Origin of the sequence: Clostridium tyrobutyricum (genome assembly GCF_019144085.1) — a bacterium.
Lineage (GTDB): Bacteria > Bacillota > Clostridia > Clostridiales > Clostridiaceae > Clostridium_B > Clostridium_B tyrobutyricum_A.
Map to the genome: position 1 here is coordinate 12,083 of NZ_JAHHUY010000028.1, position 24,848 is coordinate 36,930.

The 24,848-nt window shown below is 30.6% G+C and carries 25 protein-coding genes and 1 tRNA gene; 6 read left to right on the forward strand and 20 right to left on the reverse strand.

Going from position 1 to position 24,848, the window contains the following annotated elements; all coding sequences use genetic code 11:
• Nucleotides 1–98: 98 nt before the first annotated feature.
• Nucleotides 99–3,533 carry a pyruvate carboxylase gene (locus KM800_RS11700; RefSeq protein WP_217813268.1) on the reverse strand — a complete coding sequence of 1,145 codons (3,435 nt, stop codon included), beginning with the start codon at nucleotides 3,531–3,533 and terminating at the stop codon, nucleotides 99–101.
• A 271-nt stretch (nucleotides 3,534–3,804) separates the two neighbouring features.
• The gene (gene tsaD, locus KM800_RS11705) at nucleotides 3,805–4,830 is read right to left on the reverse strand and encodes a tRNA (adenosine(37)-N6)-threonylcarbamoyltransferase complex transferase subunit TsaD (protein WP_217813245.1); all 1,026 of its coding nucleotides are present in this window, start codon (nucleotides 4,828–4,830) and stop codon (nucleotides 3,805–3,807) included.
• Between the two features lie 154 nt (nucleotides 4,831–4,984).
• Here tsaD and KM800_RS11710 point away from each other — a divergent pair, with 154 nt between their 5' ends.
• The gene (locus KM800_RS11710) at nucleotides 4,985–5,632 is read left to right on the forward strand and encodes a RusA family crossover junction endodeoxyribonuclease (RefSeq protein WP_217813246.1); all 648 of its coding nucleotides are present in this window, start codon (nucleotides 4,985–4,987) and stop codon (nucleotides 5,630–5,632) included.
• Nucleotides 5,633–5,643: 11 nt separating this feature from the next.
• Here KM800_RS11710 and KM800_RS11715 read toward each other — a convergent pair whose 3' ends face one another.
• From KM800_RS11715 to KM800_RS11775, 13 genes are all read right to left on the reverse strand, one after another.
• Nucleotides 5,644–6,267 carry a DUF1836 domain-containing protein gene (locus tag KM800_RS11715; protein ID WP_217813247.1) on the reverse strand — a complete coding sequence of 208 codons (624 nt, stop codon included), beginning with the start codon at nucleotides 6,265–6,267 and terminating at the stop codon, nucleotides 5,644–5,646.
• 122 nt (nucleotides 6,268–6,389) lie between these two features.
• Complete coding sequence (locus tag KM800_RS11720; RefSeq protein ID WP_217813248.1) at nucleotides 6,390–6,779, reverse strand: DUF1667 domain-containing protein; 390 nt, start codon at nucleotides 6,777–6,779, stop codon at nucleotides 6,390–6,392.
• Nucleotides 6,780–6,784: 5 nt separating this feature from the next.
• Nucleotides 6,785–8,044: an NAD(P)/FAD-dependent oxidoreductase gene (locus KM800_RS11725; protein ID WP_217813249.1), complete on the reverse strand. Its 1,260-nt coding sequence runs from the start codon at nucleotides 8,042–8,044 to the stop codon at nucleotides 6,785–6,787.
• 17 nt (nucleotides 8,045–8,061) lie between these two features.
• A complete protein-coding gene (locus KM800_RS11730) occupies nucleotides 8,062–9,498 on the reverse strand; it encodes an NAD(P)/FAD-dependent oxidoreductase (RefSeq protein ID WP_217813250.1) in 1,437 nt (478 codons plus the stop codon).
• Nucleotides 9,499–9,708: 210 nt separating this feature from the next.
• On the reverse strand, nucleotides 9,709–10,563 hold the full coding sequence (locus KM800_RS11735) for a bifunctional 5,10-methylenetetrahydrofolate dehydrogenase/5,10-methenyltetrahydrofolate cyclohydrolase (RefSeq protein WP_217813251.1): 855 nt from the start codon (nucleotides 10,561–10,563) through the stop codon (nucleotides 9,709–9,711).
• Between the two features lie 20 nt (nucleotides 10,564–10,583).
• Nucleotides 10,584–11,216: a cyclodeaminase/cyclohydrolase family protein gene (locus tag KM800_RS11740; protein WP_217813252.1), complete on the reverse strand. Its 633-nt coding sequence runs from the start codon at nucleotides 11,214–11,216 to the stop codon at nucleotides 10,584–10,586.
• Between the two features lie 27 nt (nucleotides 11,217–11,243).
• Nucleotides 11,244–12,920 carry a formate--tetrahydrofolate ligase gene (locus KM800_RS11745; protein ID WP_217813253.1) on the reverse strand — a complete coding sequence of 559 codons (1,677 nt, stop codon included), beginning with the start codon at nucleotides 12,918–12,920 and terminating at the stop codon, nucleotides 11,244–11,246.
• 162 nt (nucleotides 12,921–13,082) lie between these two features.
• Complete coding sequence (locus tag KM800_RS11750; RefSeq protein WP_330655609.1) at nucleotides 13,083–13,496, reverse strand: universal stress protein; 414 nt, start codon at nucleotides 13,494–13,496, stop codon at nucleotides 13,083–13,085.
• A gap of 46 nt (nucleotides 13,497–13,542) precedes the next feature.
• A complete protein-coding gene (locus tag KM800_RS11755; protein ID WP_217813255.1) occupies nucleotides 13,543–13,956 on the reverse strand; it encodes a universal stress protein in 414 nt (137 codons plus the stop codon).
• An 85-nt stretch (nucleotides 13,957–14,041) separates the two neighbouring features.
• Nucleotides 14,042–14,494 (reverse strand): ribosomal protein S18-alanine N-acetyltransferase, encoded by a 453-nt coding sequence (rimI, locus tag KM800_RS11760; RefSeq protein WP_217813269.1) that lies wholly within the window; start codon nucleotides 14,492–14,494, stop codon nucleotides 14,042–14,044.
• Entirely contained in the window at nucleotides 14,487–15,203 is a 717-nt protein-coding gene (gene tsaB, locus KM800_RS11765) for a tRNA (adenosine(37)-N6)-threonylcarbamoyltransferase complex dimerization subunit type 1 TsaB (protein ID WP_217813256.1), read from the reverse strand. Before tsaB ends, rimI begins: the two co-directional genes overlap by 8 nt.
• Nucleotides 15,200–15,664, reverse strand: a complete 465-nt coding sequence (gene tsaE, locus KM800_RS11770) for a tRNA (adenosine(37)-N6)-threonylcarbamoyltransferase complex ATPase subunit type 1 TsaE (protein WP_217813257.1) — start codon at nucleotides 15,662–15,664, stop codon at nucleotides 15,200–15,202. Before tsaE ends, tsaB begins: the two co-directional genes overlap by 4 nt.
• A gap of 19 nt (nucleotides 15,665–15,683) precedes the next feature.
• The gene (locus tag KM800_RS11775; RefSeq protein ID WP_217813258.1) at nucleotides 15,684–16,946 is read right to left on the reverse strand and encodes an HD-GYP domain-containing protein; all 1,263 of its coding nucleotides are present in this window, start codon (nucleotides 16,944–16,946) and stop codon (nucleotides 15,684–15,686) included.
• A gap of 188 nt (nucleotides 16,947–17,134) precedes the next feature.
• On the opposite strand from KM800_RS11775, the gene KM800_RS11780 reads away from it, so the two are divergent.
• Complete coding sequence (locus tag KM800_RS11780; RefSeq protein ID WP_330655610.1) at nucleotides 17,135–18,082, forward strand: metal ABC transporter substrate-binding protein; 948 nt, start codon at nucleotides 17,135–17,137, stop codon at nucleotides 18,080–18,082.
• A 97-nt stretch (nucleotides 18,083–18,179) separates the two neighbouring features.
• Nucleotides 18,180–18,255 (forward strand) — tRNA-Trp (locus KM800_RS11785).
• Between the two features lie 263 nt (nucleotides 18,256–18,518).
• On the opposite strand, the gene KM800_RS11790 is transcribed toward KM800_RS11785, so the two are convergent.
• Both KM800_RS11790 and KM800_RS11795 read right to left on the reverse strand, forming a co-directional pair.
• Nucleotides 18,519–18,929 (reverse strand): OsmC family protein, encoded by a 411-nt coding sequence (locus KM800_RS11790; RefSeq protein ID WP_217813260.1) that lies wholly within the window; start codon nucleotides 18,927–18,929, stop codon nucleotides 18,519–18,521.
• A 28-nt stretch (nucleotides 18,930–18,957) separates the two neighbouring features.
• Complete coding sequence (locus KM800_RS11795; protein ID WP_217813261.1) at nucleotides 18,958–19,332, reverse strand: IDEAL domain-containing protein; 375 nt, start codon at nucleotides 19,330–19,332, stop codon at nucleotides 18,958–18,960.
• Nucleotides 19,333–19,576: 244 nt separating this feature from the next.
• On the opposite strand from KM800_RS11795, the gene KM800_RS11800 reads away from it, so the two are divergent.
• The gene (locus KM800_RS11800; RefSeq protein WP_217813262.1) at nucleotides 19,577–19,870 is read left to right on the forward strand and encodes a hypothetical protein; all 294 of its coding nucleotides are present in this window, start codon (nucleotides 19,577–19,579) and stop codon (nucleotides 19,868–19,870) included.
• 116 nt (nucleotides 19,871–19,986) lie between these two features.
• A complete protein-coding gene (locus KM800_RS11805) occupies nucleotides 19,987–20,862 on the forward strand; it encodes an SDR family oxidoreductase (protein ID WP_217813263.1) in 876 nt (291 codons plus the stop codon).
• A gap of 49 nt (nucleotides 20,863–20,911) precedes the next feature.
• Here KM800_RS11805 and tyrS read toward each other — a convergent pair whose 3' ends face one another.
• Nucleotides 20,912–22,138, reverse strand: a complete 1,227-nt coding sequence (gene tyrS / locus KM800_RS11810) for a tyrosine--tRNA ligase (protein WP_217813264.1) — start codon at nucleotides 22,136–22,138, stop codon at nucleotides 20,912–20,914.
• Between the two features lie 140 nt (nucleotides 22,139–22,278).
• Nucleotides 22,279–23,424: a helix-turn-helix domain-containing protein gene (locus KM800_RS11815; protein ID WP_217813265.1), complete on the reverse strand. Its 1,146-nt coding sequence runs from the start codon at nucleotides 23,422–23,424 to the stop codon at nucleotides 22,279–22,281.
• Between the two features lie 227 nt (nucleotides 23,425–23,651).
• Here KM800_RS11815 and KM800_RS11820 point away from each other — a divergent pair, with 227 nt between their 5' ends.
• Nucleotides 23,652–23,813: a zinc-ribbon domain-containing protein gene (locus KM800_RS11820; protein WP_217813266.1), complete on the forward strand. Its 162-nt coding sequence runs from the start codon at nucleotides 23,652–23,654 to the stop codon at nucleotides 23,811–23,813.
• Nucleotides 23,814–23,850: 37 nt separating this feature from the next.
• Here the strand turns inward: KM800_RS11820 and KM800_RS11825 are convergent, their stop codons facing one another.
• Complete coding sequence (locus KM800_RS11825; RefSeq protein WP_217813267.1) at nucleotides 23,851–24,417, reverse strand: ECF transporter S component; 567 nt, start codon at nucleotides 24,415–24,417, stop codon at nucleotides 23,851–23,853.
• Nucleotides 24,418–24,848 lie beyond the last annotated feature (431 nt).

The following is a 24,848-nucleotide window of genomic DNA, read 5'->3' on the forward strand; positions in this document are numbered from 1 at the left end:
AATATTCTAACATAATTTCAATACTTAACACAAATAAAAATAGGATTCAGTCCAGTATATACTATTTACTGGACTGAATCCTATTATGTAAAAAATACTTATTTAAAACTCATTAACAATTGTCCTGACTTAACCTGCTGTTTCTCTTTTACAAATATTCCATCTATAATGCCATCTTCTCCTGCTGTTATATTTGTTTCCATTTTCATAGCTTCTATTACTACAAGACTTTGACCCTCTTTTACGGAATCTCCTGACTTTACAAGTATCTTAACTATATTTCCAGGTATACTTGCTCCTATTTGCTTTTCATCATCAGGATCTGCCATGGTTATACCTTCTTCATAAGAATGTGCAGCTTCCACACTAGCTTTATCTTTTATTCTAACATCTCTTCTATTGCCATCTACTTCAAATACTACATATCTATATCCCTCAGAGTCAACTTTTCCTATCTCTAAAAGTTGAATAATAAGAGTTTTTCCTTCAGCTATATCTATTTCACAAGTTTCTCCTTCACGTAATCCATGAAAGAATATATCACTGCCCATACAGCTAAAGTCTCCATGTTCCTTTAAGTATTTTAGATAATTCTCATATACATCTGGATAAAGTGCATAACTTAATACTTCCTTATTGGAGAACTCCCTCTTATACTTTTTGGAAAGAGATTCATGTATTTTATTAAAATCTTCTGATGGCAATAATTCTCCTGGACGTTTATTCAAAGGTTTTTCACCTTTAAGTATCAATTTCTGTAATTTTTCAGGAAATCCACCTATAGGCTGACCCATCATACCTTTGAAATATGAAACTACGGAATCAGGGAATGTCAAATTTTTTCCCTTTTCATATATATTTTCTTCGTCCAAACCATTCTTAATCATAAATATAGCCATATCCCCAACCATTTTAGATGAAGGAGTTACCTTTACTATATCACCCATCATAATATTTACTCTTCTAAACATTTCCTTTACATCTTCAAAACGATGTCCAAGTCCAAAACTTTCAACTTGAGGTTTCAAATTAGAATATTGACCTCCAGGAATCTCGTACTTGTATATTTCTGCAGTACCAGTTTTAAGTCCAGATTCAAACTGACTGTAAACAGGTCTTACTGCACTCCAATAATCGGATATCTTTTGAAGATTGTCCTGATTGAATTCAGTATCTCTTCCTGTATTTTTAAGAGCTGCAACTACAGAGTTCAATGAAGGCTGACTTGTAAGTCCTGACATACTGCTAAAAGCAACATCTGCTATATCAACTCCCGCATGTGCTGCCATGAGAACTGTAGCTACACCATTTCCTGTAGTATCATGTGTATGCAGATGTATAGGAATTGATATTTCATCTTTAAGTGCCTTTATTAGCTTAACCGCAGCATAAGGTTTTAGAAGAGCAGACATATCTTTTATTCCAAGTATATGAGCTCCAGATTTTTCAAGTTCTTTTGCCATCTTCACATAATAATCCAAAGTATATTTATCTCTATTTGTATCAAGTATATCACCTGTATAACACATACATGCTTCTGCTACTTTACCTTGTTTTAGAACTTCATCTATAGCAACTTCCATACCTTTTATCCAATTCAGTGAATCAAATATTCTAAACACATCAATTCCTGATTGAGCAGATTCTTTTATGAAATTTCTTATTACATTGTCAGGATAGTTTTTATATCCAACAGCATTGGCACCCCTTATCAACATCTGAAAAAGTATGTTTGGAACTCTTTTTCTAAGTTCTTCAAGTCTCTTCCATGGAGATTCTTTTAGGAATCTGTAGGATACATCAAAAGTAGCTCCTCCCCACATTTCCATAGAAAACAAGTCCTTGGCCATGATGGATTCATCTCTTGCTATTTTTATCATATCTTTAGTTCTCATTCTTGTAGCCATAAGAGATTGATGAGCATCTCTCATAGTAGTATCTGTAAGCAATAATTTGCTCTGAGATTTAATCCATTTAACCAAACCTTCTGGTCCCTGTTCATCCAATATCTGTTTTGTACCTCTAAGTTCACCATCAAATTGTATTTTAGGAACTACCGGCACATCAAAATCTCTTTTTTCACCGTGAGTTTCATTTACAACTTTCTCTCCTATGAATTTCAGTATTTTAAGTTCTCGATCCTGCTTGGGAGATATTTCAAACAGTTCAGGGTTCTCAGCTATAAAATTAGTATCGCATATACCCTTTATAAAGCTCTCGTGATTCAGGACATTTACTAAAAAATCAATATTAGTCTTTACTCCAGCAATAACTGTTTCTTTTACAGATCTAGTCGACTTTCTAACAGCATCTTGGAATGTTCTTGACCAAGATATAGTTTTGACAAGAAGGCTATCGTAATATGGGCTTATTACTGCACCTGTATAGCCATTTCCCCCATCCAATCTTATACCAAATCCCGATCCTGTCATATACTTATCAATTCTTCCCGTATCAGGTGCAAAGTTATTTGAAGGATCTTCTGTAGTAATTCTACATTGAATAGCATATCCTCTTGGTTTTATTTCATCTTGAGAGTTAATTCCAATTTCCTTTGAATCAAGTTTGTAGCCTTCTGCTATAAGTATTTGACTTTGTACTATGTCTATTCCCGTTACCATCTCAGTTATAGTGTGTTCAACTTGAATTCTAGGATTCATTTCTATAAAATAGTGATTTCCATGTTTGTCTACCAAGAATTCCAAGGTACCTGCACTTCTATAATTTACCGAACTAGCTATTTTAATCGCATCTTTACATATATCATCTCTAAGCTTTTGTGGAAGGGCAAAAGCTGGTGTAAATTCTATAACTTTTTGGTGTCTTCTCTGTATTGAACAATCCCTTTCATGAAGATGAACTATATTTCCATACTTGTCTCCAAGAATTTGCACTTCTATATGCTTTGGGGCTTCAATATATTTTTCAATAAACATTTCATCTGATCCAAAGGCTTTTAAGGACTCACTTTTGGCATTTCTATATGATTCTAATAGATCTTCTTCTTTTTCTATTATTCTCATACCTCTTCCGCCGCCGCCATCAGCTGCTTTAATCATAACAGGGTATCTACAATACCTAGCAAATTCTATTGCTTCTTCTTCTGATTGTATTGGTTTTTTTACCCCGGGAATTGTTTTAACTCCAGCCTTTTCTGCAAATATTTTGGAAGTTATCTTATCTCCAAGTTTTTGCATCATATTAGCTGTAGGTCCTATAAATTCTATACCTACATCTTCACATTTTTGAGCAAATTCATCATTTTCAGACAAAAAACCGTAACCTGGATGTATGGCATCTACACCTTTTTTCAATGCCAAACTTATTATTTCGTCAATATTTAAATATGCTTCTACAGGCCCCTTGTTCTTACCTATTAAATAAGCTTCATCAGCTTTTGTTCTAAATAAAGATCTTTTATCCTCATCAGAATAAATAGCCACAGTCCTTATTCCTAGTTCCTGACAGGCCCTGAATATTCTTATGGCAATCTCACCTCTGTTTGCCACAAGAACTCTTTTAAATTTTTTTATCAAAGTAGCTCAACCCCCTGTATAAAAAAGTGATAAATTAAAGCAGAAAAAACTCTAATTATCACTTTTCATAAATAATTTGACATAACACTATTATATATAAGTATTAAAATTATTTCAATTGCATTTTTTATTTTTTTTACCTGCAATTATTGCATATATAAAAAGTGCATTATACCTGTTATTTAGTAAATGTTATTATCTATTTTTTGAATTATTTATACTCTTCTAACGCGATAAAGCATTGAAAAATTTGAAATTTTTAAAGTGTCTATCTTTCACCAATTTTCAAATTTGGTACTGCATTTAAGTCCATACCAGCCGTTTTTCCATTCTTATATTCAAAATAAGCAGCACTTCCAATCATGGCTGCATTATCAGTACAAAGTATAAATTCAGGAAAAAGGACATCTATTCCATTTTCATTTCCGGCATCAATTAAACTCTTTCTAAGATAGGTATTGGCAGCTACTCCTCCTGCAACAGCTATCTTATTTACATTTTTTAGTTTACAAGCTTTAATAGAATTATCTACAAGAAAGCTAACTGCTGCTTTTTGAAATGAAGCAGCTATATCCGCCCTATTTACATCTTCTTTTTTCATATCTTTTTGGTTTAAATAATTTAAAACAGCAGATTTCAATCCGCTAAATGAAAAATCCAAGGATTTGTTATCATGAAAATTTGCTCTTGGAAATTTAATGGCATCTTCATCGCCTTCCTTAGCCAATTTGTCTATTTTAGGTCCACCAGGATATCCAAGTCCTATAGCCCTTGCCACTTTGTCATAGGCCTCTCCTGCAGCATCATCTCTCGTCTGCCCCATAACTTCAAAATTTCCATGATCTTTCATATATACAATATAAGTATGTCCACCTGATACTACAAGACACACAAAAGGAGGATTTAAATCCTTATATTGAATAAAATTGGCACTTATATGACCTTCTATATGATTTACTCCAATTAAAGGTTTATTTAATGCATAAGCCAATCCTTTTGCATATTGAAGTCCAACAAGAAGAGCACCTACAAGTCCAGGTCCATATGTAACTCCCACTGCATCTATATCATTTAAATCAAGTTTCGCCTTTTTTAATGCTTCATCTACTACTATACTTATAGCCTCTATATGCTTTCTAGAAGCTATCTCAGGAACAACCCCTCCAAACTTAGTATGTATATCTATTTGTGAATATATTATGTTTGATAGAACTTCCCTTCCATCTACAACTACTGCTGCTGAAGTTTCATCACAACTGCTCTCAATCGCAAGTATTTTTATATTTTTTCCCATGGCCTTTTACCTTTCTTAATTAATCTAATGTATTTATTTTATTATTAGTATTGTTAAAATACAAGTATTCATAAAAAAATCATACTATATATAAACTCATTGATTCTCTTATGTTATAATTATATAAAATATAGATTTCATTGGAGATTTTAAAATGAACAGAACTTATGCAAAAGTAGTAATAGACGGTTCACCTATATCAAAATCAAATTTTAAATTATACAATACAAAAGGGCGAGCCATTTTACCATATAATTCTGGAAAATATCATGATAGATATGCACTTTATGAAGAACAAATTGCATATCAAGCAAGATGTCAAAATCCAGGAATAATACTGTCAGAATCTTTAATAGCAATATTAAAAGTATATTACAAGAGCAGTAAACGCCATCCTGATACAAATAATATAACTAAGAGCATATTTGATGGGATTGAGAAAAGTGGACTTATCGTAAATGACGCCCAGATACGCAGGATAATTATTGAAGAATTTTATGATAAAGACAAGCCTCGTTTTGAATTGGAATTATTCGGAGAGAGCCAGTATTCTATAAATTATAAAATTATAGAAAAACATAACTGTGATTCCCCTTTAACATATTCTCCTCCTTCAAATAAGAAGAATATTTCAAAAATCACTTTGCAAAGTAAGATAAAAAATCCTTGTAAAAAAAGCAATAACTCAAATTCATCTTTAAAATGTGAAGTTTGTGGTAAAACCATATCCACCGATAACCTGATATCTGCAAATAGTGGCAAAACTATAATATGTAAAGATTGTTTTAACAAGCTATTTTAATATTGGAAATTTTATTCAAAAAATTTATCGATTATTTTTTCTGCCATTCTCTTTTCTATATTTGCTTTTACCACCAACATAATAACCATTATAATCAGGCTGTTTATATCTTTTTCATCTTCTTCATTAATGTTGATTTTTTTGCTTTCCTGGCCTCCACTGTCTCCTGAATTTTTAAATTTGCTATCATCAAGACTGATTTTATCTTTAAAATCCCTTATAAATTTATCCACTTCATTTTTCTCTATATCTAAAAAACAGTCATATATATTCTCAAGATCTTTATCATGATTTTCTCCAGAGTTTATAGATTTTACTATAGGTGAAAACAACCTTTGAATATCATTTATAGACAATATCTGCTTTAAATAATATGTAAGTATAATAAATACCATATGCTGCTTTGAATACTTTTTCTTATTAGGAGGCATCAATATACCTGCTTTAGTATAATTATTAATCATGGTCTTAGTAAGTGCGCTATCTTCCTTGTTTCTCTTTAGATATCCTAATTTTTCTTCAACAAAAGTAGTTACCTGATCCATATATAGATCTATATCAGGTATATTATAAAATTTTAATTGTTCAAAGTCTGAAATTTTTTCAAGAATCTTCTTTAATTCTTCTCTATACATTGTTCTATTCCTTTCCAAGACCAATTTAGTTGTTTGTAATAATTATATCATATTTAAATAATGCACAGTGCACAATTCGATTTACGGATTGTGCACTGTGCATTATAAGTTTTTAATCTATTCTATGCTGTTTTAGACTCATTTCCGTCGACTTTATCTATCTTTTTAGTTGCAATTATATCTACACCTGTTCCAAGTATATCTTTTACTACTACATCTCCAATGTTTATTGGAGCTTCAACTACTACATCCTTAAGAGCCTTTATACAATCAAATATCTTTCCTTTTGGAATATCCTTTTCAGTTTTTACTGGTACTACATCTATTTCTCCATTTTTTACATATACAGAAGATGTAACTATTCTAGTAGGGTTTGTGCATTCTTTCTGACCGTATATTTCTCCTCTTTTACAAGTATTTCCTGTAACTTCTATAACTTTATCTCCTTCTAGTTTAACTAGAAGCTGACATCCCATAGGGCAACCTATACAAGTTAATTCTCTATTTTCCATAATAATTATTCCTCCTCTACTTTTATAGTTACTCTTTTACAATCTGGATACTTATCAAACTGAGCCTTCAATAATTTAACTGTTTCCATTTCACCTGGAGTAAGTATTCTCTTTTTATTATGAATTTCTCTATTTTCATCAAAATACACTGATATATAACTATCTTTATATGCCTGACCTACTCTAAATCTTACATCTAAAAATTTTCCTATATTTTTAGGGTTTACATACTTTGGTACTGTATATCTAACTCCATCTGTTGCTACCACTTCTATCTTTTCTCCAACAAATCTCTTTCCTTTTACAAACTCTGCAGCACTCTTTCCTGCATTTATACTTTCCAAAGTTACATTATCAACTAGATCATGTACATGAAGTACATTTCCACAAGCAAATATTCCCTCTATATTTGTTTCAAAACTTTCATCTACCAATGGTCCACCAGTTACATTTGAAAGATCAATATCTGCCTTTCTTGAAAGTTCATTTTCTGGAAGCAATCCAACTGATAAAAGTAGTGTATCACAAGGTATATACTGTTGTGTAGATTTAATTGGTTTCCTGTCTTTACCTACTTCTGCAATAGTTACACCTTCAACTCTATCTTTTCCCTTTATATTTGTAATAGTATGACTTAACTTCAATGGTATTCCAAAGTCATCAAGACATTGAACTATATTTCTCTTAAGTCCACTTGAATATGGCATAAGTTCCACTACAGCTTTTACTTTAGCACCTTCAAGAGTCATTCTTCTTGCCATTATAAGTCCTATATCACCAGAACCCAATATTACAACTTCCTTGCCTGGCATATATCCTTCAACATTTACAAATTTTTGTGCTGCACCTGCAGTATATATTCCGGCACATCTACTTCCAGGTATGTTTATAGCGCCTCTTGGTCTTTCTCTACATCCCATAGCAAGTATAATTGACTTAGCCTGTATTTCGATTATTCCATCTTCCTCATTTACAGCTGTTATCTTTCTATCTTTGTTCAAATCCAATACCATTGTATTTAATTTATATGGTATTTTCATATCTTCAGCTTTATCTATAAATCTCTGAGCATATTCTGGTCCTGTTAATTCTTCCTTAAAAGTATGAAGACCAAATCCATTATGAATACACTGATTTAATATTCCACCTAATTGAGTATCTCTTTCCAATATTAATATATCTTCAATTCCATCTTCTCTAGCTGAAATTGCAGCTGCAAGTCCTGCTGGACCTCCACCGATTATAACTACATCATGATTTTCCATATCCCTAACCTCCAAAATTAAATATTTGCTTTATCTTTGCCAACTAATATATTCGAGTGTTTACCAAATTTTGTTACATCTTCAGGAGATATATGAAGTTCTCTTGCAAGTATTTCAACTACCTTAGGCGCACAAAAACCTGATTGGCATCTTCCCATTCCTGCTCTTGTTCTCTTTTTAACTCCGTCCAAACTTTTAGCACCAAGGGTTCTGTTTATAGAATTTACTATTTCACCTTCTGTTACGGTCTCACATCTGCATATTATCTTTCCATATCTGTCATCCTCAGCTATAAGTTTCTTTCTATCTTCATTTGTCATCTCTCTAAATTTAGGTATTCCTTTTCTTATGGGATTAAACTCGTCATTTTTATTAGGATTTAATTTTTCAACTACAATATCTTTTATTAATTCAGCTATAGATGGAGCACTTGAAAGTCCAGGTGATTCGATACCAGCTGCATTTATAAATCCTTTTGCATCTTCAGCTTCACCAATTATAAAATCTCCTCCAACACTATGAGCTCTCAATCCTGAAAAAGAAGTTATAAGTTGTCTCATTGGAACCTGATTTATACTAAGTCCAGCTTTTTCTATTATGAAATCCATTCCAGTACTAGTAGTTGCCAAATCTTCTTTATCACCCATGTCTTCTGCGTTAGGTCCTATTAAAAGATTTCCATCTACTGTTGGTGTAACAAGCACCCCTTTGCCCATCTTAGTTGGAAGTTGGAATATAGTTCTGGAAACTGTGTTTCCAACTGCTTTATCGAATAGGCAATACTGTCCTTTTCTTGGGATTATATTCATTTTATTTGAACTTACCATATTATTTATTTCATCTGCAAAAACTCCTGCAGCATTTATAACTAATTTACTCTCAACAAAACCCTTGTCTGTTTTAATCTTATAGGTGTCGTTATCCTTTTTTACATCCAGCACTTTTGTATCCAGTTTGAATTCTACTCCGTTATCAGCTGCATTTTCAGCTAAAGCTATAGTCATCTCATAAGGACAGACAATTGCTCCAGTAGGTGCATAAAGTGCTGCTACTACTTTTTCTGATAAATTTGGTTCAATTTCTCTTACTTTATCTCCACTTAATATTTCAAGATTTGGCACACCATTCTTTTCACCCTGCTCTCTTAATTTCTTTAAATTATCCATATCATTTTCATCAAAGCAAAGTACTAAAGAACCTATTCTTTTAAATGGAAAGTCTAATTCCTCAGACAATCTATCAAACATCTTGTTTCCTTTTGCATTCAATTTTCCTTTAAGAGTATCTGGTTTTGCATCGAATCCAGCATGAACTATAGCACTGTTTGCCTTACTTGTCCCATTTGCTACATCCGAATCTGCCTCAATCACACATATATTCAATTTATATCTGGATAATTCTCTTGCAACTATGCTTCCGATAACTCCACTACCTATAATTGTTACATCAAACATTGAATATGCCTCCTCTTAATTTTATAAACAACTGATTTAAATAATAAAAGAGCCAATTTTAAGATACAAAAATACCTCAAAATTGGCTCTCACAACTCTGCCATAATTAATATTCATAATTTAACATTACTTTTTAACTTGCAGTATAAGTGTAGCACATAAAAATTAAATATTCAAGTAAAAGCAAAAATTTTTTTGTAATTTAGAAATTTATATATTATTTTGTCTCTTGCATGCCATAATTACTTGTTTAGCAAGTATAGAAGTTGTAACAGAACCAACTCCTCCAGGTACAGGAGTTATCATACCAACCTTTTCTATACAATTTTCAGTATCAACATCTCCGCATAAAACTCCATTGGTATCTACATTTATTCCAACGTCAATTACAGCTGCTCCTGATTTAATATAGCTTTTGTTTATAATTTTATTTTTTCCAATACACACTACAACAATATCAGCCTGTGAACATATATTATCCATCTTTTGTGTTCTAGAGTGACAAATGGTAACTGTAGCATTTCTATTTAATAAAAGTAGAGAAAGCGGTTTTCCTACTACCATTGACCTTCCAATTACAACCACTCTTTTTCCTTCAATTTTTATCTTATAATAATCCAGAATCTCAATTACAGCAGCAGCAGTACAAGGCGAAAATCCAGAATTATCATCTTCCAGCAATTTAGACATATTTAATGGATTGAAACAATCCACATCTTTATTGGGATCTATCAAATGTTTTATAATATCCTCATCTAATTGTTTTGGCAATGGCCTGAACACCATTATTCCATTTGTAGTACTATCTTCATTTATTTTTTTCAATTCATCTATAAAATTCTGTTGTGATATGTCCTCTGAAAGTTCCCTTATAGCTATTTCTATGCCAATATTATTGCACCTTTTGGTTGCCCCTCTTTCATATGACATATCGCTTCCATTTTTTCCTACCCTAACTATAGTAAGCTTTGGAGTAATATTTTTTCTTTTTAAGTTCTTTACTTCTTCAATCAAATGTGAAGTTACAGCATCTGCTGCTGGTTTCCCTTTAATTAACTGTCCCATAATAAATCTCCTCTGTGTTTTCAATCTGAAAGTCTTTCTACAACTCTATCATAAACTTTCTCTGCAATTTTTACTCCATCTTTTAATAATGGTTCTATTTCCTCTTTAATATTATCTACATAACATCTATTCTTCATAGACTTTACATTTATAATTATATTGAGATAAGCACCTGTAAGTGCAGATTTTAAACATTGAACGCCTACTCCAACATCACTTAGTACGAGAGTAGAACAACTTTCTAATATGGATTGGTGAAGAAGAATAGTTTCGTATGACTTTTTCACAACCTTAATTGGAACACTACAGGCAGATTTCAAACACTTTTCTAAAATTTCTTCTCTTTCATATTTTGCTTCTGCCGTATTATTAGGCAAACCATAAGCTTTTGAAAGTGGTATAAAATTTTCTGCATCCTCATCTACCATATCCAAAAAATTGCTTTTTAATTTTGCTGACTTATTTAACACTGATGTCAGTTTATCTGTATATTGTACATATTTTTTCTTTCCAATAGTTAAATTACAGACCATACTTAATAAAGCCGCTCCCATGGCTCCATCTAAAGCTGCTGCTCCACCACCACCTGGTATAGCACTTTTAGATGAAAGTTCTTCTATAAAATTTCTACATGGAATATCTATAATTTTCATAATTACCTCCAAATTATTTTATAATCTCTAAAATAGTCCGATTATTTTTCCATTATCATCTACATCTATTTTTTCCGCTGCTGGAACTTTAGGAAGTCCTGGCATCTTCATTATGGAACCTGTAACAGCAACTATAAAGCCAGCTCCAGCTGAAATAGAAATTTGTCTTACTGTAATTGTAAAATTCGTTGGTCTTCCAAGCTTTGTCTTGTCATCAGTTAAGGAATATTGAGTTTTTGCTATGCATACTGGAATATTATTGAAACCCAATCTTTCCAAATTTTTAATTTCCTTATCTGCATCTTTTGTAAAATCAACGTCTTTTGCACCATATATTCTTCTTGCAATAGTTTTTATCTTTTCTTTTATAGATAAATCCATGTCATATGCAAATTCAAAATTATTTTCCTCTTCATCTATTATTCTCAGTACTTCTTTTGCGAGCTCTATTCCACCTTCACTACCCTTTTCCCAAACTTCAGATAATTTTACATTTACCCCAAGTTTTTTGCATTCAGATTCTACTAGCTTAATTTCAGATTCTGTATCTGTAGGGAACTTATTTATAGCTACTACTGCAGGAAGTTTAAATACCTTGGTTATATTTTCTACATGTTTTAATAAATTTGGGATACCTGCATTAAGTGCTTCTAAATTTTCTTCTCCAAGCTTTGACTTTTCCACTCCTCCATTATACTTAAGTGCTCTTATAGTAGCTACTATTACTACTGCATCTGGTTTTAATCCTGACATTCTGCATTTTATGTCTATAAACTTCTCTGCTCCAAGATCAGCACCGAATCCTGCTTCTGTAATAGCATAATCTCCAAAGTGTCTTGCCATTTTAGTTGCCATTATAGAGTTACATCCATGAGCAATATTTGCAAAAGGTCCACCATGTATAAATGCAGGAGTACCTTCAAGTGTTTGAACCAAATTTGGCTTTAATGCATCTTTTAAAAGTGCAGCCATGGCACCTTCAGCTTTTAAATCATGTGCTGTTACCGGTTCTCCACTCCTGTTGTATCCTATGATTATTTTTGAAATTCTATCTTTCAAATCCTTTATGTCATTTGCCAGACAGAATATAGCCATTACTTCAGAAGCAACTGTTATGTCAAATCCATCTTCTCGAGGCATTCCATTGACTTTTCCACCTAATCCATCTACAACAAATCTCAATTGTCTGTCATTCATATCCATACATCTTCTCCATGTAATTCTTCTTGGATCTATGTCAAGAGAATTTCCCTGCTGAATATGATTATCTATCATTGCAGCCAATAAATTGTTTGCTGCAGTCAATGCATGTATATCCCCTGTAAAATGTAAATTTATATCCTCCATGGGAACGACCTGTGCATATCCTCCACCTGCCGCTCCTCCTTTGATTCCAAATACCGGTCCCATAGATGGTTCTCTAAGGGCAACTACTGTAGACTTTCCCAATTTTGAAAATGCATCTGCAAGACCTATGGATGTAGTAGTCTTACCTTCCCCTGCTGGTGTTGGATTTATTGCTGTACACAATATCAACTTTCCATTTTTACTTGTAGTCCGTTTTAAAATATTGTAGTCTACTTTAGCTTTATATCTACCATACAGTTCCAAATCATCTTCTGGTATATTTAATTTTTTTGCTATATTAACTATATTTTGGATATCACACTGTTGAGCTATTTCTATGTCAGATTTAAATTTCATTTCATTACCTCCGTAATTATGTATATTAATTGCTAATCTTATGTATATTATAACAAATTTTTATCTTGTTTATTACAAATTTCTATTAAAAATCCACATAATCTATGACTTTAAATAGCCATAATGTTTTGTAAAACATTATGGCCTCATAAGTAACCGTTTTTATTCGGGTATAATCGCAACTAACGTTCCTGCATTTTTTACTACTTTATTAGTTACAGATCCAATCATTCTATCTAATCCGCTTTTAGTAGATCTTGTCATAACTATGATGTCAAATTTATCCAGCTCTGCTTTTTTTAAAATTTTGTCTGCAGCATATCCAAAAGTATGATATTTAGCAATTTTATATCCATGTAATTTTTCTTCTGCTCTGTCTAAAATTTCATTGCTGGCTTTTTCTGAATAATATCTTTGATCCAATTCAATTTTATCATTTTCCAATACTATTTCTATTACATTCATGAGAGTTATATCCACTTCATCTTCCTTAAAGAAGTTTTTCAACCAATCAATAGAATGCATGCTTCGTTCAGTTCCATCTAATGGTACTAAAATTTTTTTCTTATTATTCACTATATAACACATCCCCCGTATATTATTAATCATATAAAGTAAACTTTTACTCTGGAGAAATTATAACTAGTGTTTTAGCATTCTTTACAACTTTGGTAGTTACAGACCCAATCATTCTAGCTATACCCTTTTTAGTAGATTTAGTCATAATTATTATATCTGCTGCATCTTGTTTTGCCTTTCTTAATATTTCATCAGCAGCATAGCCAAAGGCACAGTATTTGTCAACTTCATAACCTTCAAGCTTTTTCAAAGCTGCATCTAAAATATCTTCTGACTCTTTCTGTGCCCTAGTTACAGTATCATTTGATATAACCATGTCATTTGCTATAACTATTTCTGCAACATTCATGAGTGTAACTTTTATTTCCTCTTTTTCAAATAATTTTTTTAACCAATCAATGGAGTGCATGCTTCTATCCGTTCCATCCAATGGTACTAGCACTTTTTTCTTTTCCATAGATAACACACCCTTTAAATAATATTTAAACCCATAGATATTATATTCTATAAAAGATTATTCATTTCCTCTTTTAAACTTGATATTATACTATATTATGATTCCACATTATAATGGCATCTTCCTTATTGTCAATATAATATGCTTTTCTAATTCCCTCTTCTACAAATCCATATTTTTTATAGAGATTTTGTGCTATTGTATTTGATTTTCTTACTTCAAGAGTCATAGATTGAACTCTTTCATTTTTACATATCTCTATAAGGCCTTCTATAATAGAATTTCCTGCTCCTATGCCTCTATATTCAGGATGGACTGCTATGTTTGTTATATGTGCCTCATCTAGTATAATCCACATACCTCCGTAGCCTATAACCCTCTCACATTTTACTGCTGCTATATATTTTGCAAATTTATTCTTGTCGATTTCATGAATAAAAGATTCCCTACTCCATGGAGTAGCAAAAGAAAGCCTGTCTATAGCAAGTACACTATCAATATGTTCCAATTTTAACGGTACTATTTCTATATCATTCATGTTTTCCAATTTTTGCTTTCCTTTCATATTCCCTTTCAGCCTGAGATTTTCTCAAATAAAACGGAGAAAATGTATATAAATTATCACACTTTCCATCTTTTATTAATTTAAGTCCAAGTTCACCCAATGAAGATGACCTTACAATATTCAAATTAGTAGGTGCAAAACCCACTTTTACTTCCATATTATCTAAAATACTCTGCTTGAATATAGTCACAGCATCTCCTACAAAGCATACAGATTGTTTCATGCTATTTAATTTGTTTATTAAATCATCCATAGAAATTATTTGATATTCACTTATTCTTTTAAATTCAAAATTTTGAAATTTATAAAGTGCTGTATAGACATTACCTCTAAGAGCATTTAATATAGGACATATAATTCCAGATGTATATGCTAAATTATATGCTAAAGCATCCAATGAAGATACTGCTGAAAATGGTTTCCCACTGCCCTGACTCAATCCTTTTATAACAGCCGCACCAATTCTAAGTCCTGTAAAAGAACCAGGACCTTTTGATATTACAAATCCATCTAATGAATTTATATCCATATGAATATTTTTTAAAAGACTATCTATTATGGGCATTAATATTACAGAATGCTGTTTTTTATAATTAAAAGTTATTTCACCATATAATTTTTCTTCAGATAAAACTGAACATGTAGCAGATTCTGTTGAAGAATCCAAGCTCAATATTTTCATTTTTTAATTAACTCCTTTATATAATCATATCTATCTCCACAATAATTTATACTTATTTTTCTGAAATTTATACCTTGGGATATATCCTTTTCTATATTTATTTCTATGTGTTCTTCCGGTATAAGCTCTTCTATATAATTGGACCATTCAATAATACTAACAGCATCACTAAAAATGTACTCGTCAAACCCTATAGCTTCTATTTCATCTGGATCATTGACTCTGTACACATCAAAATGGTACAAATTCAGCCTGCCACTATGGTATTCATTTACTATGGAAAATGTCGGACTTGTTATATTGTCTACTATATCGAGCCCTTCTGCAATACCTTTCACAAAGTGAGTCTTTCCAGTACCAAGATCTCCAAGCAAACATATTATATCTCCAGATTTTAAAATTCCCCCTAATTTTTTGCCCAATGAAATGGTATCTTTCATTTCATTTGAAAAAAACTCCATAAACAACACTCCTCAAACATTAAAGTCCATCAAAATCACTAGATGAACTTAATGTATCCTTTAAATTATTCAAAGCATCTTTACATATAAAATTACTATCCGCCATATCATTCATTATAGAAAATGCCCTTTCTCTGCCTAATCCATCTCTATAGGGCCTATCTTCTGTCAATGCCTGATATATATCACATACTCCTAAAATTCTAGATTCCTGAGATAATGTTTCTGCAGTAAGACCTGCAGGATATCCCCGTCCATTTAACTTTTCATGATGATTAGATGCCCAAATGCTTATTTCAGGTATATCTTCTATTCTATCCAAAATTATCTTTGTATAATACACATGTGATTTTATAATTTCGAATTCTTCAGGTGCCAAAGAACCACTTTTATCCAATATACTTAAAGGAATAGCCAATTTACCTATATCATGTAAAAGTCCTGCTATTTTCATTTTTTTACACTTATCACAATCATATCCTACGTATCGTGATACCTCGTAAGATAGCTTGGCTATTCCTTTGGAATGTTTAGCTGTAAATGAACTTTTACTATCTATAATATTGGCAAATATTTCTGCTATTATTTCAAAATTGTCTAAATCTATGTATATATTAAATTTAGGTTTTTCCCTATTCAATATTATGTCCATAAAATCTATATTTTCTAAATCGAACCAAAATATATCCTTAGATGCAATATGTAAAAAAGCTTCTGATATTTTATATGAGAATATACTGCTAGTTTCTCTTTTTACCCAATCAATAATAAAATCCTTTTGTTTAAAAGCAGGCTTATTTTCTTTATATAGAAGTTCTACTAAATCGGCAATTCTAATTATTTGACTCTCAATAGGAATTGAATTGCCATCAAGACCCATGGCCCCACTTCCATCAAAATTTTCATGATGATACAATATTATTTCAGGTATTCTTCTGAATTTAGGAAATGGCTTTATTATATTTGCCCCAACTATACAATGTTTTTCTATAAACTCATCTGCATAATGACTTTCTGTAAGTGTATTGGCTGCACCTATGTCATGGAGCAATGAAACTACATATATTTCTCTTTTTTCTTCCCCACTCAAATTAAGGTAATTTGCAATTTTAAGAGCTATATAAGTGGTTCTCTGAGAATGGTGCATAAATCTATGATTAGAATAATCAACATTGGTTATGTTTTCTATAATTGGCTTTTCACCACTATTTCTAGAACTCATCTGTGCTAAATCTAAAGCTATAGACATAGCTCTTATTATTTTATCCATACTGATCCTCATAAATACCTCTCATAATATATAATTAATTCTAATTTTACCACAATAAAAAGGATTAATAAAAGTCTTTTAGGTAATAAACAGGAATTTTAGGTCAAAAAATATATATTATGCTATTTGCATTGTCAAAGTACATTATGTAAAATATAGTTATTGCTATTATACCTTGAATTATTCCAACAAATGTAGAGGTGAAAAATTTGAAAAGAACTTTGAGTTTACTTGTAATTATTCTCTTAATACTTGTTCTTACAGCATGTAGTAATACATCCAAAAATGTAAATGAAAACAATGCTTCATCAAAAACAGTCATTGACAAGAACATAGATTTGAATATAATTACTACAGATAAACTTTTATATACAATTGTAAAGACAATAGTAAAAGATAGACATACCTTGAATTATATGTTTAAGGATAGAATAAGTGAAATCAATTTTAAATTCACTTATGACAGTTTGAACAACATATCCAAAAAGGATCTATTTATATATGTAGGTTCAGATTTTGAACCATGGATAGATAGTTTTACAGACAAGTTAAATAAAAACAATCTTGGTGTAATAAATTCTTCAAGGGGTGTAAAATTTATATCATATAATAACCCTGTAAAATATGGTGATATAACTATAAATCAAAATCCTTATTATTTTATGGATATTGACAATTATAAAGTAATGCTGGTAAATATAAAAAATGCAGTTGAGGATAAAGACCCTCAGAGTAGATCTTTTTATGAACAAAATTTCTCCGCAGAGTTGAAAAGTTTGCAAACTTATCAAAAGTCACTTAAATCAGCAAATGAAAATTTATCCGACTATGTATTTTTGACTTTAAATGAAGATTTAGCGTATTTTGTAAATTATAATAAATTAAATCTATTGGATACAAATTCATCTTATAATATTCTTCCCTTAGATCCCAATAAAAGAGCTTCTGTGCAGAACAGACTAAGTAAATTACAGGATAAAGTTGTTTTACTATACACTAGTGATTCTGACTTGAAAAATAATTATTCTATAATAAAAAAATATCATATTAAAACTGCCAAAATTATGATGTTTAATGGTAACTACAGTTATGAAGATACTCTTAAATACAATATAAATAGTCTTAAAGGCATATATGAAAAAAAGTGATTTTTAATCTGCTATACAATTTTAATCTTGACGATGAGCCATTTCTGTATTATAATAATCTTCGTCGGTATATATGTGTTAAATACTAATTTAATATAGGGGTATAGCTCAATTGGTAGAGTAGTGGTCTCCAAAACCATTGGTTGTAGGTTCGAAGCCTACTACCCCTGCCATAAATATTGAAATCAAAGAACTTATAAAAATGTAGGTTCTTTTTTATTTTATTTCTCCCTTCAAAGTTTTTAATAGTATAAATATATACCATATTTTGCAATCCACCTGTATGTTTTCAGCACTAATATTCTATGATATAATCTAAAATGTAATAAGAAAAATTTACATGGTTACCTCTTCTTTATCCATGGGTGGATTATTGATGTTTTTTCATCCCAGAGTTCCTCTAGAAACTACCCTATTATAATTTATAATAAATATTTTATAACCTTTCCTGAAAATCATCATTGTCAAATTCACAATATTCAAACTCAGTCTTTTTTGACAGCGTTTTCCTCACAGGACAATTTTTTAATATGTTCAAAACTCTTTTTTTAGTTTTTTCATCGATTTCTCCAACAATATCTACTTTATATTTAAATATAGCTCTATCCTCATTTTCTTTATCCAATTCTACATTGACGGTAACATTTTCATATTTAATATTCTTATATTCCAATATCATCCTTGTTGTAATATTCAAACATGCAGCATAGCCTGCCTCAATAAAATCATGGGGGCTAAAATATTTTCCTTTTCCCCCTTTGTCCTCTGTAACATCTGAATATACTCTTTCCTTACCATTAAATAATTCCGTAATATATTTTTCATCCTTGCTTTTTGAAATAATCATTTGTAAACATCTCCTCATATAATTATATTCAATCAATTATCTGCTTTTCCTTCACTAACTCTGCATATTCCATAGTCAATCTCATAAATTTATCTTTATCATTTGTATCTAGTGAGATTTCAATGGCATTCTTTACTATTTCCAATCTATTTTCTATATATTCTTTATTTGATATCCATCTATATATCTTTGCTATATTATTATTCATACTATATTCTAAAGCCGTATAAGTCATAAAGAAACTTAACCAGTCATTTGATGAATAATATTTAATAAAATTAATACCATATTGTAATTTTTCAATTACATATATATCTGAACTTTGTTTTCTCCACATTATCCATACCTTACTATTATCTTTTAATTTTTTTACATTATCAAATTTAAGTAATTCTCCTCTCATACAACCATCTCCCTAAACTTATTCTTTTTCTTATATTAAATGCATTAGTAAAGTTTTCTGTGATAAAATTTTTGTATTTAATTTGTAATTTAATTTCAATATTCACTTAATTTTGTGGTATACTTTTTATATAGATTTTTTGTTTCATTTTTTATTTTCTCAAAACATTTTATTATTTCATAGAGAATTATCTCATTTTAGAGATATAATATATCAAAAGTTTTAAATATATAGGAGGAAAATAATGAAAATTAAAATATCAGATCAAGAACATATTTTTACTTATGATGATGCTGAAAACATCAATATTAAACAGGATAAGCGCAATGAAAACTATAGTAAAATTTGGGTACTAAGAAAACTTATAAATCCAATTACAAAGAATATAAAGTATATTTTGGAAAGTGAGGAAAATGTACCTATGTATGGTGATACTACAATACATAGACTAGCAGAATTTATTGTTGCAGATGAATCTATTGATTGGAATAGTTTATATGTAGAAGAAAATCTTAAAATTGATACCTGTGAAAACTAAACTTGCAACTTTAGCTGGCTCTGAAAATCAGAGTCCTTTTTTATAATGAATGATAAATTTTATAACTGCCCATACTATTGTTAGTCACTTTTTAACTAATAATAGGAGGTAGATTAATGAACAATACATTTTATTTAAATTTTCCTAAATCAGTTCCTGAACAAGCACAGAGCAAACAACCCGGAATAGAATCTCAAATGAATCCAAAACCAATATTTGAAGATCCAGAATATATAGGTTCTAATAAATTAAAAGACAAGGTAGCTTTAATTTCAGGTGGGGACAGTGGAATAGGAAAATCTGTTGCCATAACTTTTGCCAAGGAAGGCGCAGATCTGGCACTAATATATTATGATGAACAAGATGACGCAGAAGGCACTAAAAAAATCATAGAAAACATTGGAAGGCAGTGTCTCTTAATACCTGGAGATGTTTCAGATGATAATTTCTGTAAAACTTCAGTAAAAATCACACTAGATAAATACAATAAAATAGATATCCTTGTAAATAATGCAGCAGTACAATTTCCTCAAAACAGCATTGAAGATATAACAAATGATCAGCTTGAAAAAACTTTTAAAACAAATATTTTCAGCATGTTCTACATTACAAGAGCAGTTCTACCCCATTTCAATCCGGGATGCTGCATAATAAATACTGCTTCAGTAACTGCTTATAAAGGCAGCAAAGATTTAATTGATTACTCATCTACAAAAGGTGCAATTGTATCTTTTACAAGGTCCTTGGCCTTATCTCTAATAACCAGAAATATAAGAGTAAATGCAGTAGCACCCGGACCAATATGGACACCCCTTATTCCATCTTCCTTCAGCAAACAAAAAGTTGGGGAATTCGGCTCAACTACTCCCATAGGAAGACCTGGTCAGCCGGTTGAACTGTCTCCGGCCTATGTATTTCTTGCATCACCTGAATCATCATATATTACAGGTGAAACAATACATGTAAACGGAGGATACTTTATAGGTAGTTGATTTTCTAAAAAGGAGAGCTGCTTATTTAATTGGCAGCTCTCCTTTTTAATTACTTTACTACTATCTTATTATATTTTTTCTTTCCTCTTCTTATAAGCATGCTTCCATCTTTAAAATCATCTAAAGTAACAAAAGCATTAGTATCCTTTACTTTTTCATCATTTACAGTAAGTCCGCCCTGTTTTATAAGTCTTCTAACTTCACTTTTAGATGGCATTATTCCTGTTTTAACAATAATATCAACTATAGTGCCTTCTATATCATATTTATTTATTTGTATAGTCGGCACATTATCCATATTATTTGCTTCACCTGAAAACAATGCTTCCGCAGCCTTTTTAGCTTTATCTGCTTCTTCACTTCCATGAATCAATTTCGTAACTTCATATGCCAATATTTCTTTAGCTTCATTTATCTTGAAATCTTTAAGTGAACCAAGTCTTTTAACTTCATCCATTGGTATAAAAGTTAATAATGCCAAACATTTTTCCACATCAGCATCATCTACATTTCTCCAGTATTGATAAAAATCATAAGGGCTGGTTTTGTCTTTATCGAGCCATATAGCTCCACCTTCTGTCTTTCCCATCTTTTTGCCATCACTTCTAGTTAAAAGAGTAAATGTCATACCATATGCAGGTTTTTGCTCTTTTCTTCTTATTAGATCAACTCCCGCAAGTATGTTAGACCACTGGTCATCTCCTCCAAGTTCCATAACACAATTATATTTTCTGTTTAATTCAAGAAAATCATAGGCCTGCATTAGCATATAGTTAAACTCGAGAAAAGACAATCCTTTTTCAAGCCTCTTTTTAAAACACTCTGCTGTAAGCATTTTATTTACAGAGAAATTAACTCCTATTTCACGTAAGAAGTCAACATAATTTAGATTTAAAAGCCAATTACCGTTATTTTCCATTACGGCTTTTTTATCATTACTAAAATCTATAAGTCTGGAAAATTGAGCTTTAAAGCATTCTGCATTATGCTGTATTTGTTCTTTGGTAAGCATCTTTCTCATATCAGTTTTCCCGGTTGGATCCCCTACCATGGCAGTTCCTCCGCCTATAAGGGCTATTGGTCTATGTCCCGCTTTTTGCATGTGAGCCATAACCATCATTTGGATAAAATGCCCTATATGAAGACTATCCGCTGTAGGATCAAATCCTATATAAAAAGTTATTTTTTCTTTTCCAAGTAATTCTCTTATTTCTTCTGCATGAGTAGCCTGTTTTATATAACCACGCTCTAACAGAATATCATAAACGTTAGTCAAGTTTTGCTCCACCTTTCAACATATATTGTAATTAATCATAAAATAAAATATTTTATGCAGCAAATTTTTTGTCGATGTAAATATATATTACCATAAGTATTAGTATATAATTAAAGCTATTTTTTATCAACAGTTATGCATTATTTAAATTTATTGATGCCAGGATATATAATTTTAAAGCTATCATTTATCATAGAATTGACAAATTTAACTTTACCCTTATTTTTAAAAGATTTTTTTATACTATTAAATCCATTGCCGGATTTAATAAATCTCCCCTTATTATCCAGAGTTATCAACTTTTCATATATCCACATATTTCTTTTTATATAGTCAAATGACTTCGCATTCTTCTTTCTTATAAGTATGCCGGGGCTTGTAATAACTACACTATTATTATCAATAACAATTTCTATTTCACGAGAAAAATCGGAATAATCTCTATATATTATAACATTCCTTATTCCCTGATTGAGTGCCTCTATAGGATAGTGACTACCAATTATGCTAGATAAAATTTTTTCTGTTTTATCTAGTATATGTATTAAATCTCCTTGAACTACATAAAAGGCATTTTGTAGTTTGTTTACTCTATTAGTTATTTTTATCATATTATGTGGTAAATATATATTATTGGTCTTAGAGAATACCAATAATCCTCCAAGAGTAACCATATATTTGTCACGTTCCTTATCCATAAATATAATCGATGCATCTTCCATAATCTGAGTTCTATTTTTTTCATTAATATATATGCCCTGGATTGTAAAATACTTGTTTACAATTTCTTTATCCAGACATCTTATATCGGTATTAGGTATACCACATAGTTCCGAATTCAATGTAAGATTTTCACTTATTACAGAAATTATTTCCTGCTTTCTCATTGTATCATTAGTGGATCCTCTCCTTATATAAAATGCTCCATTATCCCTCATCTGATAAGGCTTTTGTGAACCATCATATATATTTATAATTGCTATGTCCTTTTTTTTATAATTTATAAACTCTATTGATATTGGCACAGGAGGATCTATTCTGGAACTTACAATTTGTTGAATCTTTTCTTCATTCAGTTCCTCTTTAAGAATACCCGTTATTTTTTTAGTTTTATCTTCTACTCCTACTATCAGATACCCTCTGCCTCCTCTTGAATTAGCTATTGCACATACATCTTTAGCCAATTCCTTTCTTCCAGAATCCACATTCAGATCCATATATTCCTTAAAATCCAGTTTAGAGCCTTCTGATTTTTTCAATAAATTTAGGAATTTCTTTATATCCATAGTAAACATCCTTAATAAATTATCTGTTAGTATTAATTATAACCTTAATATACCTAACATATAAACATATATTTTAAATATTGTTTTTTTATTATCATATGCTATAATAAATTTAGAGTTTATATTTTATAGTAGGTTAAATTTTTTCAAGAGATCAATTTCTCCTTAAATCTTGGGGGCAGTTGTTAAGAATAAATTAACCCTATGATTTAAAGGAGGTTTTTATAATGGCAGATAAAACTATAGTATGTAAAGATTGTGGAAAAGAATTTGTATTCTCAGAAGGTGAGCAAGAATTCTATAAGGAAAAGGGATTTGAAAATGAGCCTGTTCGTTGTCCAGATTGCAGAAGGAAAAGAAAAGCTCAGAGAAATAATTCAAGAATGTAATGAACATAAAAGGAGAGGTTAAACCTCTCCTTTATTTTTATCTATTTCTTATAATATTTGCTTTCTTTAATATTCTTCCCAATATAAGAGCTATGACAGCTCCTGCAATAGATTGAGCTATATTTCCTGGAATTTCAGCGGCAGACAATATAAATGCCTTTGAAAATTGTATATTTGTTACGAAGTGCATAAGCATTACTCCTGCTATATAATAAGCAGCTATCATCCATATGCCCGCAACTATAAATGCAACTATATTATTTAAAAATTTTTCTCCATTATAATGATTCCTATATGCAATTGTTCCTGCTATATATGCCATAATCCCCTTTATAAAAAAAGTAAATGGGGCCCAAATGACATAAGGTGATAACATATCAAATAATGCCATTCCTATAGCAGCTGAAAAAAATGCTTTCTTTTTTCCAAGTAAAATAGCGGATAATAATACCATACTATCACCAAGATGTATAACTCCTTTAAATACAACTCCACTTGGTATATTTATAACAGCTGTAGCTATATATGTCAAAGCGGCCATAAGAGCTATTTGTATCATGTCTTGAACTTTTAGTCTACTCAATTCCAAATTTTTTTGTTCCATAAATTTTCCTCCTTCCCTATCTAATTACATTGATTAATTTATATTATATTTGGATATGTAAAAAATTCAAAATGTATGGGTACAATTTTTAATTTATATAATAACTTAACTAAATAAAGGGAAGAATAGTATTAATAAATACTTGATTGAGGAGGTATTCTCATATGAATCTCTTTAAATGGTTTTTAAGTTTAATATTAATTATAACCCTAATTATATTTGCCTTTAAAATAGGCGGATTATTTATAAACATTGTATTATGTTCTATTTTTACAATATTTGTAGTTGATATACTATTTATAAGGAAAAAATTTTTATAAAATCCATTAATTCAATTTTCGAACTCTATTACTATATACATCTATATTAATTACCTAGATTTCGTACAAATATAAAGCTTATGTTTTCATGTATTTACCTGTTATTATTTT

Bases quoted from the DNA above. Each gene is read 5' to 3' on its own strand.
- KM800_RS11755 (WP_217813255.1), bottom strand. From the start codon at position 13,956: ATGGAAAAGAAAAAAGTGCTAGTACCATTGGATGGAACGGATAGAAGC.
- KM800_RS11730 (WP_217813250.1), bottom strand. From the start codon at position 9,498: ATGTTTGATGTAACAATTATAGGTAGTGGAGTTATCGGAAGCATAGTT.
- KM800_RS11795 (WP_217813261.1), bottom strand. From the start codon at position 19,332: ATGAGAGGAGAATTACTTAAATTTGATAATGTAAAAAAATTAAAAGAT.
- KM800_RS11775 (WP_217813258.1), bottom strand. From the start codon at position 16,946: ATGAGGATCAGTATGGATAAAATAATAAGAGCTATGTCTATAGCTTTA.
- KM800_RS11820 (WP_217813266.1), top strand. From the start codon at position 23,652: ATGGCAGATAAAACTATAGTATGTAAAGATTGTGGAAAAGAATTTGTA.
- KM800_RS11825 (WP_217813267.1), bottom strand. From the start codon at position 24,417: ATGGAACAAAAAAATTTGGAATTGAGTAGACTAAAAGTTCAAGACATG.
- KM800_RS11725 (WP_217813249.1), bottom strand. From the start codon at position 8,044: ATGGAAAATCATGATGTAGTTATAATCGGTGGAGGTCCAGCAGGACTT.
- KM800_RS11800 (WP_217813262.1), top strand. From the start codon at position 19,577: ATGAAAATTAAAATATCAGATCAAGAACATATTTTTACTTATGATGAT.
- KM800_RS11720 (WP_217813248.1), bottom strand. From the start codon at position 6,779: ATGGAAAATAGAGAATTAACTTGTATAGGTTGCCCTATGGGATGTCAG.
- KM800_RS11740 (WP_217813252.1), bottom strand. From the start codon at position 11,216: ATGAAAATTATAGATATTCCATGTAGAAATTTTATAGAAGAACTTTCA.
- KM800_RS11710 (WP_217813246.1), top strand. From the start codon at position 4,985: ATGAACAGAACTTATGCAAAAGTAGTAATAGACGGTTCACCTATATCA.
- rimI (WP_217813269.1), bottom strand. From the start codon at position 14,494: ATGAATGATATAGAAATAGTACCGTTAAAATTGGAACATATTGATAGT.
- KM800_RS11715 (WP_217813247.1), bottom strand. From the start codon at position 6,267: ATGTATAGAGAAGAATTAAAGAAGATTCTTGAAAAAATTTCAGACTTT.
- KM800_RS11805 (WP_217813263.1), top strand. From the start codon at position 19,987: ATGAACAATACATTTTATTTAAATTTTCCTAAATCAGTTCCTGAACAA.
- tsaD (WP_217813245.1), bottom strand. From the start codon at position 4,830: ATGGGAAAAAATATAAAAATACTTGCGATTGAGAGCAGTTGTGATGAA.
- KM800_RS11745 (WP_217813253.1), bottom strand. From the start codon at position 12,920: ATGAAATTTAAATCTGACATAGAAATAGCTCAACAGTGTGATATCCAA.
- tsaE (WP_217813257.1), bottom strand. From the start codon at position 15,664: ATGGAGTTTTTTTCAAATGAAATGAAAGATACCATTTCATTGGGCAAA.
- KM800_RS11735 (WP_217813251.1), bottom strand. From the start codon at position 10,563: ATGGGACAGTTAATTAAAGGGAAACCAGCAGCAGATGCTGTAACTTCA.
- KM800_RS11790 (WP_217813260.1), bottom strand. From the start codon at position 18,929: ATGATTATTTCAAAAAGCAAGGATGAAAAATATATTACGGAATTATTT.
- KM800_RS11815 (WP_217813265.1), bottom strand. From the start codon at position 23,424: ATGGATATAAAGAAATTCCTAAATTTATTGAAAAAATCAGAAGGCTCT.
- tsaB (WP_217813256.1), bottom strand. From the start codon at position 15,203: ATGAAAATATTGAGCTTGGATTCTTCAACAGAATCTGCTACATGTTCA.